The sequence below is a fragment of the Shigella sp. SIG3 genome, from assembly GCF_053555855.1.
On the sequence record NZ_JBQZXE010000114.1, the window covers coordinates 1 to 11792 of the forward strand.

The window sequence follows — 11792 nt, forward strand, 5'->3', positions numbered from 1 at the left end:
CCGCTTTGTAAGTAGTATAATAGTTAACCCGATCAAGACTACTATTATTGGTAGCTAAATTTTCCTTAAGTCACAATACGTTATTATCAACGCTGTAATTTATTCAGCGTTTGTACATATCGTTACACGCTGAAACCAACCACTCACGGAAGTCTGCCATTCCCAGGGATATAGTTATTTCAACGGCCCCGCAGTGGGGTTAAATGAAAAAACAAATTGAGGGTATGACAATGAAAAAAGTATTAGCTCTGGTTGTTGCCGCTGCTATGGGTCTGTCTTCTGCCGCCTTTGCTGCAGAGACTGCGACCACACCTGCTCCGACTGCGACGACCACCAAAGCAGCGCCAGCGAAAACTACACATCATAAAAAACAGCATAAAGCAGCACCTGCCCAGAAAGCGCAGGCGGCTAAAAAGCATCATAAAAATACGAAAGCTGAACAGAAAGCCCCTGAACAAAAAGCGCAGGCAGCGAAGAAACACGCCGGGAAACACGGCCATCAGCAACCGGCAAAACCTGCTGCACAACCCGCAGCGTAAGTTTTCAACAGTAATGCTGGCGCGCCCCCTCGCGCCTGAAAATTACGGTGCTAAGCGGGTAACGTTTAGCACCGCCTTTAGCGGAGGGTAGTATGGTGGGCCGTTATCGCTTTGAGTTCATTCTTATCATCCTTATTTTATGCGCACTGATTGCCGCCCGTTTTTATCTTTCCTGACTGTAGTTATCTGATTTTACTCCCACTTTCATCCCGTCCCGTCTATAGTATTTATGAGGGTTTGCTTTTAATAATCATAATTACCCACCAGAGTGTGATATGCGTACAACCATTGCTGTAGTGTTGGGTGCAATTAGTTTGACGTCTGCTTTTGTGTTTGCAGATAAACCAGACGTTGCCAAATCGGCAAACGATGAGGTCAGCACCCTGTTTTTTGGTCATGATGATCGTGTGCCAGTGAATGACACGACCCAATCACCGTGGGATGCGGTTGGGCAACTGGAAACGGCCAGCGGCAATTTATGTACGGCGACGCTGATTGCACCCAATCTGGCATTAACGGCAGGACACTGTTTATTGACGCCGCCTAAGGGTAAAGCGGATAAGGCGGTAGCGCTGCGTTTTGTGTCAAATAAAGGTCTTTGGCGCTATGAGATCCACGACATAGAAGGCCGCGTTGATCCGACACTGGGAAAGCGGTTAAAAGCAGATGGGGATGGTTGGATTGTTCCTCCCGCAGCTGCACCGTGGGACTTCGGATTGATTGTGCTACGTAATCCCCCTTCTGGCATTACACCGTTGCCGTTATTTGAGGGAGATAAAGCCGCGCTTACTGCCGCATTAAAATCGGCTGGTCGTAAAGTGACTCAGGCGGGATACCCTGAAGATCATCTCGATACGTTATACAGTCATCAAAACTGTGAAGTGACTGGCTGGGCGCAAACGTCGGTGATGTCACATCAGTGCGATACCTTGCCGGGTGACAGCGGTTCGCCTCTGATGTTGCATACCGATGACGGCTGGCAATTAATTGGGGTGCAAAGTTCGGCTCCTGCCGCGAAAGATCGCTGGCGCGCCGATAACCGGGCCATTTCTGTTACCGGTTTTCGCGACAAGCTGGATCAACTGTCGCAAAAATAATGTTCAAACGCTGCCCGACAGCGCGGGCAGCGTCTTCATCAGGCAAGTTTCACCATGATCATTCCAGCCAACAGCAAGACCAGGCCAATCCAGCCTTTACGATTTAACCGTTGACCAAACAAGATCCAACCTGCGGCTAACGTGGCGGCAATACCAAACCCGCCCCACAATGCATAAGCGACAGACAAGTCGATCCCTTTAACGGCCTGAGAAAGCGCACTAAAGGCCGCCAGCACCGCCGCCAGGGAGAGCAAGCCAAATATTTTGCGACGAAAGCCGTCAGAAAATTTCAAAAAGACGTTAGCAACGATTTCCAGCACGATTGCCAATGCCAGCCAGGCGGCGTGAACCCATTCAAACTGCGCCATGGTTCACCTCCAGTTCAGGTTTACGCGCTTTACGGGTACCTGATTTGATCAACACTATCCCGGCGACCAGGGTGGTTAACCCGGCAATTTTCATCAGCGATAAACTTTCGTCGAATAACAAAACGCTAAACAAGGTAATAAATAAAATACCGATACCTTCCCACAGCGCATAAGCTACGCCTAAGGCGATTTTTTTAACGGCGAAAGAGAGAAATATATACGACAGAGAAATCATCACCAGCATTAAAATAAAGCCGCCATTTCCCTCACTGACGCTCGCCCATTTCATTGACAGCGTACCGGTAATTTCTGTAGCAATAGCCAGACCTAATAAAATCCAATAAATATACATTGTCCTTCTCCTGCAAGAGAACTATTTTAATTTTCGCTTAATTCAGCGAAACCAAAGTAAAGTGGTCAAGCCCTGCGCATAGGGCAAGCTTAGGCAGAAGAAAGGACTAAAGCGCGTTGCGCCAGTGCTGCTCACCTACGAGCAAGATAGTGGATGAGGTACGAAGATGGGTAAATGTAGAAAATAACGTCCTGAACAAATTGTCCATAATATTACAATTATCCGCAGTGTTGCTTCTCGTCATCGCAGATGATAATTGTCCTCGGTAGTTGAACACGCCTGATTTGTATCATAGCTTAAGAATTAACTCAAAATATTTTCACTTCTTTACCTGAGCGGTTTGATTTTCGTTATGATGACGGAGCGAAAAAGACATTATTATTAGCAAAGGAAGAAAAACGGGGACAAGCATGGCAAAGCCGATCATCACGCTCAATGGCCTAAAAATCGTCATTATGTTGGGAATGCTGGTCATTATTCTCTGCGGTATCCGTTTTGCCGCCGAGATCATCGTGCCGTTTATTCTCGCATTATTTATTGCTGTTATTCTTAACCCGCTGGTGCAACATATGGTCCGCTGGCGTGTGCCGCGTGTACTGGCAGTGTCGATTTTGATGACAATCATCGTGATGGCGATGGTGTTGCTATTAGCTTATCTGGGTTCCGCGCTCAACGAGTTGACGCGGACGTTACCGCAATATCGCAACTCTATTATGACGCCGCTGCAAGCTCTTGAGCCGTTGTTGCAACGCGTAGGGATTGACGTCTCAGTTGACCAACTGGCGCATTACATTGATCCGAACGCGGCGATGACGTTGCTCACCAACTTATTGACGCAGTTATCTAATGCCATGTCATCAATATTTTTATTGCTGCTGACGGTGCTGTTTATGCTGCTCGAAGTGCCACAATTGCCCGGAAAATTTCAGCAAATGATGGCGCGTCCGGTTGAAGGGATGGCGGCGATTCAACGTGCGATTGACAGTGTTTCTCATTATCTGGTGCTGAAAACAGCCATCAGCATCATCACCGGCTTGGTCGCCTGGGCGATGCTCGCCGCACTCGATGTTCACTTCGCTTTTGTCTGGGGATTGCTGGCCTTTGCGCTTAATTACATCCCTAATATTGGTTCAGTTCTCGCGGCAATCCCCCCTATCGCTCAGGTACTGGTGTTTAATGGCTTCTACGAAGCGTTGCTGGTGCTGGCGGGATATCTGCTGATTAATCTGGTCTTCGGCAATATTCTGGAGCCGCGCATCATGGGACGTGGGCTGGGGCTTTCGACATTGGTGGTATTTTTGTCGTTGATTTTTTGGGGATGGTTGTTAGGACCGGTGGGTATGCTGCTTTCCGTGCCGTTGACAATTATTGTCAAAATTGCGCTTGAACAAACAGCGGGAGGTCAAAGCATCGCCGTTCTGTTAAGCGATCTCAATAAAGAGTGACGGCCTCCGCAGAGGCCGTCAGGGTTACAGAGCTTTCAGGATTGCATCCACGCTGGCTTTGGCGTCACCAAACAGCATGTGGGTGTTTTCCTTGAAGAACAGCGGGTTTTGCACACCAGCATAGCCAGTGTTCATCGAACGTTTAAAGACAATCACGTTCTGCGCTTTCCACACTTCCAGCACAGGCATACCAGCAATCGGACTCTTCGGATCATCCTGCGCCGCCGGGTTAACCGTATCGTTAGCACCAATCACCAGTACGGTATCGGTATCAGCAAAGTCATCGTTGATCTCGTCCATTTCCAGCACGATGTCATACGGTACTTTTGCTTCAGCCAGCAATACGTTCATATGTCCAGGCAAACGCCCCGCAACCGGGTGGATACCGAAACGCACATTAATACTACGAGCGCGGAGTTTCTCGGTAATTTCAGCGACAGGATATTGCGCCTGCGCGACTGCCATGCCGTACCCCGGAGTAATGATCACTGAATGGGAGTTTTTCAGCAGTTCCGCTGTCTCTTCTGCGGTGATTTCGCGGTGCTCACCCACTTCCTGATCATCGCCAGTAGAAGAGCCGTCGGTGCCGAAACCACCCGCAATAACGCTGATAAAGGAACGGTTCATCGCCTTACACATAATGTAAGAAAGGATAGCCCCCGAAGAACCGACCAGCGCACCGGTCACAATCAGCAGGTCGTTGCTGAGCATAAAGCCCGCAGCCGCAGCCGCCCAGCCGGAGTACGAGTTCAGCATCGACACCACCACCGGCATATCTGCACCACCGATGGAGGCGACTAAATGCCAGCCGAATACCAGCGCAATGGCGGTCATTATCAGCAATGCCAGCACTTGCAGGCCGACGCTGTCCGTGCGAACAAATACAATCAGCAGCAAGAAGGAAACGACCAGAGCCGCCAGGTTCATTTTGTGACGGTTTGGCAGCATCAACGGTTTAGACGAAATCTTGCCACACAGTTTGCCGAACGCCACCACCGAGCCCGTGAACGTTACCGCCCCGATGAAGATACCGAGGAACACTTCCGTCAGGTGAATATTGACCAGAATCGGTGCCATTCCCGCGTCATGATGCAGATAACTGTTAAAGCCAACCAGCACTGCCGCCAGACCCACGAAGCTGTGCAGGATCGCCACCAGTTCTGGCATTTCGGTCATTTCAACTTTCTTCGCCAGCCGGATACCAATTGCCCCACCAATGACCATCGCCAGCAAGATCCAGCCAACATTACCCGTATCCGGTCCAAAAATGGTTGCGATTAACGCAATCGCCATCCCGGCGATACCGAAGTTGTTACCCTGGCGAGACGTTTCATGTTTCGAAAGACCGGCCAGACTGAAGATAAACAGGATCGCGGCAACAATGTATGCAGCTGTAACTAATCCTCCAGACATATGTTACCCCTTAATTTTTGCGGAACATTTTCAGCATGCGCTGAGTCACGGTGAAGCCACCGAAAATATTAATGCTGGCTATAAGCACCGCGATAAAACTAAGGAAGCTAACCCAGCCTCCCTGGCCAATCTGCAACAGTGCTCCGACAACAATAATCCCTGAAATCGCGTTGGTAACCGACATCAACGGTGTATGCAGCGCGTGCGATACATTCCACACCACGTAATAACCGACAACGCAGGCCAGCGCGAAAACGGTGAAGTGCCCAAGAAACTCTTTCGGCGCAACGCTTGACAGCCAACCGAACAGGATGATTGCCAGCGCCATCAACGCGTATTTACGCCACGGTGAGCAGGCACATTTTTCCTCAGTTTTCACTTCCGGTGCCGCTTTTTGTGCCGCCTGCGGCTGAGCTGATACCTGAATCGGCGGTGCCGGCCAGGTAATTTCGCCCGCACGGATCACGGTCACGCCGCGAATCACCACATCATCAAAATCAACAGTGATATTGCCGTCTTTCTCTTTGCACAACAGTTTCAGCAGATTAACGAGGTTAGTACCGTAAAGCTGTGAGGATTGCGTCGGCAGACGGCCCGGAAGATCGGTATAACCAATCACTTTGACACCATTTTCCGTACTGAAGATTTCACCCGGCACGATGTATTCACAGTTGCCACCGTTTTGGGCTGCCAGGTCGACAATCACACTGCCCGCCTTCATGGAGTCAACCATTTCACGGGTAATTAGCTTCGGCGCTGGTTTGCCTGGAATAAGCGCGGTGGTGACAATGATATCGACCTCTTTTGCCTGGGCGGCAAAGAGTTCCATTTCCGCTTTGATGAACGCGTCCGACATCACTTTGGCATAGCCATCGCCGCTGCCCGCTTCCTCGTTAAAATCCAGCTCGAGGAATTCCGCGCCCATACTTTGAACTTGTTCTTTCACTTCCGGGCGGGTGTCGAATGCACGCACAATCGCGCCGAGACTGTTTGCTGCGCCAATGGCGGCCAAACCTGCAACACCGGCACCAATCACCATCACTTTTGCCGGTGGCACTTTCCCGGCCGCAGTGATTTGCCCGGTAAAGAAGCGCCCAAATTCATGTGCCGCTTCAACAATGGCGCGATAACCGGCGATATTCGCCATCGAGCTTAGTGCGTCCAGCGATTGTGCGCGTGAGATTCGCGGCACAGAGTCCATCGCCATCACGGTCACGTTACGTTCCGCAAGTTTTTGCATTAATTCCGGATTCTGCGCAGGCCAGATAAAACTCACCAGCGTTGTCCCGGGATTCAGTAACGCAATTTCATCATCTAACGGCGCATTGACCTTCAGAATGATCTCTGACTGCCAGACGCTATTCCCTTCTACAATTTCAGCGCCCGCTTGCACAAACGCTTTATCGTCAAAACTTGCCAGTTGACCCGCGCCGCTCTCTACCGCGACGGTAAAACCCAGTTTCAGCAGCTGTTCCACTGTTTTTGGCGTTGCTGCAACACGGGTTTCATTGGTTAACCGTTCTCTTGGTATGCCAATTCGCATGATATTCCCTTCCATCGGTTTTATTGATGATGGTTTGCCTGTGTCAGGAGCCACACAAGCCGCTCATGTACGAGCTAAATGTTACTCCGTTAAAATAAATTAGTAACAAACGCCCTATAACGTACTGAAAATTATGCCTGTGATCTAGCGCCAAAAATCAGTATTTCGGCGTGAACTCGCAAAATATTAACGATTCAGCCGTGATAGTGGGATAAACACCTTAGAACGCCGGATAAAGACTGATAATTGTCTTCGACGGTCGGGTAAAACGAGACATCGCCCCGGCACGAATCACTACTTAACATTAAATTAACTTATACAATTCAGTTGCTTCAGTAGTAATGATGCTGATACGGCTGTTTTTTAAGCATAGACGGTCATTTGAGCAGGATTAAAATTGGTTTAAGGAATGTGATATGAAAAATGACGCAGACAGTTACACCGTTTAAATGCAATAATCAGCCACGTTTCTCGTTAATAACAATACCAGTACCTGGTTTGCGCAAGGCGAAGGATTATTTTTATGAAGCTTAAGAACACCCTCCTGGCGTCGGCACTGCTTTCTGCTACGGCATTCTCCGTTAACGCAGCAACAGAACTGACACCGGAGCAAGCGGCAGCGGCTAAACCTTTTGACCGTGTAGTGGTTACCGGTCGTTTTAATGCTATTGGCGAAGCGGTGAAAGCCGTTTCTCGTCGCGCAGATAAAGAAGGTGCCGCCTCTTTTTATGTTGTCGACACTTCTGATTTTGGTAACAGCGGTAACTGGCGTGTGGTCGCTGACCTCTATAAAGCCGATGCTGAAAAAGCAGAAGAAACAAGTAATCGCGTAATTAACGGTGTTGTCGAACTGCCGAAAGATCAGGCTGTTCTGATTGAACCGTTTGACACGGTCACCGTCCAGGGCTTCTATCGTAGCCAGCCAGAAGTCAATGATGCCATCACCAAAGCGGCAAAAGCGAAAGGTGCCTACTCTTTCTACATCGTTCGTCAAATCGATGCCAACCAGGGCGGCAACCAGCGTATTACTGCATTCATCTATAAAAAAGATGCTAAGAAACGTATCGTCCAGAGCCCGGATGTGATCCCGGCAGATTCCGAAGCAGGACGTGCAGCTCTGGCTGCCGGTGGCGAAGCCGCGAAGAAAGTTGAGATCCCGGGTGTTGCGACTACCGCATCACCAAGTTCTGAAGTCGGTCGCTTCTTTGAAACCCAGTCATCAAAAGGCGGGCGTTACACCGTCACGCTCCCGGATGGCACTAAAGTCGAAGAACTGAACAAAGCGACAGCAGCGATGATGGTCCCGTTCGACAGCATCAAATTCTCTGGCAACTACGGCAACATGACCGAAGTCTCCTATCAGGTTGCGAAACGTGCCGCGAAGAAAGGTGCTAAGTATTACCACATCACCCGCCAGTGGCAGAAACGTGGTAATAACCTGACCGTCAGCGCAGATCTGTATAAATAACTATTCAGTTACTCCTATAAGGCGGCTTGATGCCGCCTTTCGCATTTTTAGTCACAAATTTCCCCGCGACCATTGCATGCAGACACATCTTTTCGTAAAATCCCGCGCTTCAGTGGCAAACTCCATTTTTATGCGTTTTGCCCTAATATTTATTCTTCTTATCACGTTTTAATCACTGGATATCGATGGAAAAGAAACTGGGACTGAGCGCACTCACCGCGCTGGTATTAAGCTCAATGCTGGGCGCGGGTGTTTTCAGTCTGCCGCAAAATATGGCGGCAGTTGCCAGCCCGGCAGCACTGCTCATCGGCTGGGGTATTACTGGCGCTGGCATTTTATTGCTGGCCTTTGCCATGCTGATCCTCACGCGCATTCGTCCCGAACTTGATGGCGGTATCTTTACCTATGCCCGCGAAGGGTTTGGCGAGCTAATCGGCTTTTGTTCCGCATGGGGATACTGGCTGTGCGCGGTCATCGCCAACGTCTCCTATCTGGTGATCGTTTTTTCCGCGTTAAGCTTTTTTACGGACACGCCGGAATTGCGCCTGTTTGGCGATGGTAATACCTGGCAATCGATAGTCGGTGCATCGGCTTTATTGTGGATTGTTCACTTTTTGATCCTGCGCGGGGTGCAAACCGCTGCCAGCATTAACCTGGTGGCGACACTGGCAAAATTGTTGCCGCTGGGTCTGTTTGTTGTGCTGGCGATGATGATGTTCAAACTGGATACCTTCAAGCTCGACTTCACCGGACTTGCACTTGGCGTACCTGTTTGGGAACAGGTGAAAAACACCATGCTGATCACCCTGTGGGTTTTCATTGGTGTGGAAGGTGCCGTGGTTGTTTCTGCGCGTGCGCGTAATAAACGTGATGTTGGCAAAGCGACACTGCTGGCGGTTCTCTCCGCTCTGGGCGTTTACTTGCTGGTAACGCTGCTTTCGCTGGGTGTGGTGGCACGTCCTGAACTGGCTGAAATTCGTAACCCGTCAATGGCCGGTCTGATGGTGGAAATGATGGGACCATGGGGCGAAATCATCATCGCTGCCGGTTTGATCGTTTCCGTTTGCGGCGCGTACTTAAGCTGGACCATCATGGCGGCAGAAGTTCCGTTCCTGGCTGCCACTCATAAAGCATTCCCACGCATTTTTGCGCGCCAGGACGCACAAGCTGCGCCATCCGCCTCACTGTGGTTGACCAACATCTGCGTGCAAATTTGTCTGGTACTCATCTGGCTGACCGGTTCCGATTACAACACGTTGCTGACCATCGCCTCAGAAATGATTCTGGTGCCCTATTTCCTGGTCGGCGCGTTCTTGCTGAAAATCGCAACCCGTCCACTGCATAAAGCGGTAGGTGTCGGTGCCTGCATTTATGGCTTATGGTTATTGTACGCCTCTGGTCCAATGCACTTGCTGTTATCCGTTGTTCTGTATGCACCGGGGCTGCTGGTTTTCCTGTATGCGCGCAAAACGCATACACATGATAATGTACTGAACCGTCAGGAAATGGTGCTGATTGGCATGCTGTTAATTGCCTCAGTTCCGGCGACCTGGATGCTGGTGGGATAACGTTCATCCCATCGTTGGATAGCAAAGGAGATAACGATGGGTAAAACCCAGCCCTTGCCAATATTAATTACTGGCGGAGGTCGTCGCATCGGCCTCGCCCTCGCATGGCATTTCATTAATCAAAAGCAACCGGTGATTGTCAGCTATCGGACACACTATCCAGCCATTGATGGACTGATTAATGCAGGTGCGCAGTGTATTCAGGCTGATTTTTCGACCAACGACGGTGTGATGGCGTTTGCCGATGAAGTACTAAAAACCACCCATGGTCTGCGTGCTATTTTGCATAACGCCAGTGCGTGGATTGCGGAAAAACCGGGTGCGCCACTGGCCGACGTACTGGCTTGCATGATGCAGATCCACGTTAATACCCCATACCTGCTCAACCATGCGCTGGAAAGATTACTGCGTGGGCACGGACACGCCGCCAGCGATATCATTCACTTTACCGATTATGTGGTGGAGCGCGGCAGCGACAAACATGTTGCGTATGCTGCAAGCAAAGCGGCACTGGATAATATGACCCGCTCGTTTGCCCGCAAGCTGGCACCGGAAGTGAAAGTGAATTCTATTGCGCCATCGCTGATCCTGTTTAATGAACATGATGATGCCGAATATCGACAACAGGCGCTGAATAAATCACTGATGAAAACCGCGCCTGGCGAGAAAGAAGTGATCGACCTGGTCGATTACTTACTTACCAGTTGCTTTGTCACCGGACGCAGTTTCCCACTTGATGGCGGTCGTCATCTGCGTTAATGCAGCTTTATCCAGCATATAATCAACACCCATGCGCTTATCCCCCAACACGCAACAGAACCAACAAAAGCGGCGGGCAAGCGCATCATTCCGGTGAAATACCACAGCGACACCAGGTAAACAAAATAGGGAATAATCGACCACATACTAAAAATGATGGTTGCGCGTAAGGCTTCAATGCCGCGTTCGCTGGCAACAATATAATGCGCGATAAGCGCAAAGATCGGGAAAAGTGGAATCAGCCCGGCGATATAATAATTTTTCGTTTTTGCTAAAACACCAATCAACAGCACTACCAGCGCACCGAGCGCGGCTTTGATTACCAGCCCCATCTTTTTACCTTAACACTTCCATAACAAGTCATCAGTAGAATACCTGATGAAAACTTGTTTAGAAACGATTGATAGTAAGTAAAAACAGCGCGGTGTATTGTGACGTTTTTATATCTACCGTGAATGTTATGAACACTATCGTATTTGTGGAAGATGATGCGGAAGTCGGTTCACTGATTGCCGCGTACCTGGCAAAACATGATATGCAGGTTACCGTAGAACCGCGCGGCGACCAGGCCGAAGAAACCATTTTGCGAGAAAATCCGGATTTGGTGTTACTCGACATCATGCTACCAGGCAAGGACGGCATGACCATTTGTCGTGATTTACGCGCAAAGTGGTCTGGACCGATTGTTCTTCTAACCTCTCTCGATAGCGATATGAACCACATCCTGGCACTGGAAATGGGTGCCTGCGACTATATTCTCAAAACGACGCCCCCTGCTGTTTTGCTAGCGCGTTTACGTTTGCATTTGCGTCAGAATGAGCAAGCCACACTGACCAAAGGTCTTCAGGAAACGTCTCTGACTCCCTACAAAGCCCTGCATTTCGGCACGTTAACTATCGACCCCATCAACCGCGTAGTCACCCTGGCTAACACTGAAATCTCGCTCTCGACAGCTGATTTCGAATTATTGTGGGAACTAGCTACGCATGCCGGGCAAATCATGGACCGCGATGCATTGCTGAAAAATTTACGCGGCGTCAGTTATGACGGACTGGATCGTAGCGTGGACGTGGCTATTTCGCGGTTAAGAAAAAAACTGCTCGATAACGCCGCAGAACCTTATCGCATTAAAACTGTGCGTAACAAAGGCTATCTTTTTGCGCCTCATGCATGGGATAGTGACAATAAACAATCAGATGACTAATATTTGTTCATCTGAAAAAGAGAACAATTAACGAAT

The 11792-nt window shown here is 49.6% G+C and carries 14 protein-coding genes; 8 read left to right on the forward strand and 6 right to left on the reverse strand.

Annotated features, from left to right (window positions below; all coding sequences use genetic code 11):
- The first annotated feature begins 230 nt into the window (after positions 1-230).
- From asr to ACUU1I_RS16705, 3 genes are all read left to right on the forward strand, one after another.
- Positions 231-539, forward strand: a complete 309-nt coding sequence (asr, locus tag ACUU1I_RS16695) for an acid resistance repetitive basic protein Asr (RefSeq protein ID WP_011110587.1) — start codon at positions 231-233, stop codon at positions 537-539.
- A 92-nt stretch (positions 540-631) separates the two neighbouring features.
- Positions 632-715 carry a small membrane protein YdgU gene (locus ACUU1I_RS16700; RefSeq protein ID WP_000233090.1) on the forward strand — a complete coding sequence of 28 codons (84 nt, stop codon included), beginning with the start codon at positions 632-634 and terminating at the stop codon, positions 713-715.
- Positions 716-814: 99 nt separating this feature from the next.
- Positions 815-1636 carry a trypsin-like serine peptidase gene (locus ACUU1I_RS16705; RefSeq protein WP_001260855.1) on the forward strand — a complete coding sequence of 274 codons (822 nt, stop codon included), beginning with the start codon at positions 815-817 and terminating at the stop codon, positions 1634-1636.
- A gap of 38 nt (positions 1637-1674) precedes the next feature.
- Here ACUU1I_RS16705 and mdtI read toward each other — a convergent pair whose 3' ends face one another.
- From mdtI to ACUU1I_RS16720, 3 genes are all read right to left on the reverse strand, one after another.
- Positions 1675-2004, reverse strand: a complete 330-nt coding sequence (gene mdtI, locus ACUU1I_RS16710; RefSeq protein WP_000046661.1) for a multidrug/spermidine efflux SMR transporter subunit MdtI — start codon at positions 2002-2004, stop codon at positions 1675-1677.
- On the reverse strand, positions 1991-2356 hold the full coding sequence (gene mdtJ, locus ACUU1I_RS16715; protein ID WP_000276149.1) for a multidrug/spermidine efflux SMR transporter subunit MdtJ: 366 nt from the start codon (positions 2354-2356) through the stop codon (positions 1991-1993). The genes mdtI and mdtJ overlap by 14 nt, the downstream gene beginning before the upstream one ends.
- Before the next feature lie 106 nt (positions 2357-2462).
- Complete coding sequence (locus ACUU1I_RS16720) at positions 2463-2633, reverse strand: protein YdgV (protein WP_001303517.1); 171 nt, start codon at positions 2631-2633, stop codon at positions 2463-2465.
- Between the two features lie 133 nt (positions 2634-2766).
- Here ACUU1I_RS16720 and tqsA point away from each other — a divergent pair, with 133 nt between their 5' ends.
- A complete protein-coding gene (gene tqsA, locus ACUU1I_RS16725; protein WP_001118228.1) occupies positions 2767-3801 on the forward strand; it encodes an AI-2 transporter TqsA in 1035 nt (344 codons plus the stop codon).
- Between the two features lie 24 nt (positions 3802-3825).
- Here the strand turns inward: tqsA and pntB are convergent, their stop codons facing one another.
- Positions 3826-5214, reverse strand: coding sequence for a Re/Si-specific NAD(P)(+) transhydrogenase subunit beta (gene pntB / locus ACUU1I_RS16730; protein WP_000014042.1), 1389 nt, complete (start codon positions 5212-5214; stop codon positions 3826-3828).
- A 10-nt stretch (positions 5215-5224) separates the two neighbouring features.
- Positions 5225-6757, reverse strand: coding sequence for a Re/Si-specific NAD(P)(+) transhydrogenase subunit alpha (gene pntA, locus ACUU1I_RS16735; protein WP_005068200.1), 1533 nt, complete (start codon positions 6755-6757; stop codon positions 5225-5227).
- 523 nt (positions 6758-7280) lie between these two features.
- Here pntA and ydgH point away from each other — a divergent pair.
- From ydgH to folM, 3 genes are all read left to right on the forward strand, one after another.
- The gene (gene ydgH / locus ACUU1I_RS16740; RefSeq protein ID WP_152030612.1) at positions 7281-8225 is read left to right on the forward strand and encodes a DUF1471 family protein YdgH; all 945 of its coding nucleotides are present in this window, start codon (positions 7281-7283) and stop codon (positions 8223-8225) included.
- A gap of 185 nt (positions 8226-8410) precedes the next feature.
- Complete coding sequence (locus ACUU1I_RS16745) at positions 8411-9793, forward strand: amino acid permease (protein WP_000412377.1); 1383 nt, start codon at positions 8411-8413, stop codon at positions 9791-9793.
- A gap of 36 nt (positions 9794-9829) precedes the next feature.
- Positions 9830-10552, forward strand: coding sequence for a dihydromonapterin reductase (folM, locus tag ACUU1I_RS16750; RefSeq protein ID WP_000520806.1), 723 nt, complete (start codon positions 9830-9832; stop codon positions 10550-10552).
- Here folM and ACUU1I_RS16755 read toward each other — a convergent pair.
- The gene (locus tag ACUU1I_RS16755; RefSeq protein ID WP_000524858.1) at positions 10549-10884 is read right to left on the reverse strand and encodes a GlpM family protein; all 336 of its coding nucleotides are present in this window, start codon (positions 10882-10884) and stop codon (positions 10549-10551) included. The two genes, folM and ACUU1I_RS16755, sit on opposite strands and share 4 nt — an antisense overlap.
- Before the next feature lie 128 nt (positions 10885-11012).
- Here ACUU1I_RS16755 and rstA point away from each other — a divergent pair, with 128 nt between their 5' ends.
- Positions 11013-11756, forward strand: a complete 744-nt coding sequence (gene rstA, locus ACUU1I_RS16760) for a two-component system response regulator RstA (protein ID WP_005050251.1) — start codon at positions 11013-11015, stop codon at positions 11754-11756.
- The last annotated feature ends 36 nt before the right edge of the window (positions 11757-11792 follow it).

What these genes read in the sequence shown, in the direction of transcription:
- asr (WP_011110587.1), top strand. Translation starts at nt 231, where the DNA reads ATGAAAAAAGTATTAGCTCTGGTTGTTGCCGCTGCTATGGGTCTGTCT.
- ACUU1I_RS16700 (WP_000233090.1), top strand. Translation starts at nt 632, where the DNA reads ATGGTGGGCCGTTATCGCTTTGAGTTCATTCTTATCATCCTTATTTTA.
- ACUU1I_RS16705 (WP_001260855.1), top strand. Translation starts at nt 815, where the DNA reads ATGCGTACAACCATTGCTGTAGTGTTGGGTGCAATTAGTTTGACGTCT.
- mdtI (WP_000046661.1), bottom strand. Translation starts at nt 2,004, where the DNA reads ATGGCGCAGTTTGAATGGGTTCACGCCGCCTGGCTGGCATTGGCAATC.
- mdtJ (WP_000276149.1), bottom strand. Translation starts at nt 2,356, where the DNA reads ATGTATATTTATTGGATTTTATTAGGTCTGGCTATTGCTACAGAAATT.
- tqsA (WP_001118228.1), top strand. Translation starts at nt 2,767, where the DNA reads ATGGCAAAGCCGATCATCACGCTCAATGGCCTAAAAATCGTCATTATG.
- pntB (WP_000014042.1), bottom strand. Translation starts at nt 5,214, where the DNA reads ATGTCTGGAGGATTAGTTACAGCTGCATACATTGTTGCCGCGATCCTG.
- pntA (WP_005068200.1), bottom strand. Translation starts at nt 6,757, where the DNA reads ATGCGAATTGGCATACCAAGAGAACGGTTAACCAATGAAACCCGTGTT.
- ydgH (WP_152030612.1), top strand. Translation starts at nt 7,281, where the DNA reads ATGAAGCTTAAGAACACCCTCCTGGCGTCGGCACTGCTTTCTGCTACG.
- ACUU1I_RS16745 (WP_000412377.1), top strand. Translation starts at nt 8,411, where the DNA reads ATGGAAAAGAAACTGGGACTGAGCGCACTCACCGCGCTGGTATTAAGC.
- folM (WP_000520806.1), top strand. Translation starts at nt 9,830, where the DNA reads ATGGGTAAAACCCAGCCCTTGCCAATATTAATTACTGGCGGAGGTCGT.
- ACUU1I_RS16755 (WP_000524858.1), bottom strand. Translation starts at nt 10,884, where the DNA reads ATGGGGCTGGTAATCAAAGCCGCGCTCGGTGCGCTGGTAGTGCTGTTG.
- rstA (WP_005050251.1), top strand. Translation starts at nt 11,013, where the DNA reads ATGAACACTATCGTATTTGTGGAAGATGATGCGGAAGTCGGTTCACTG.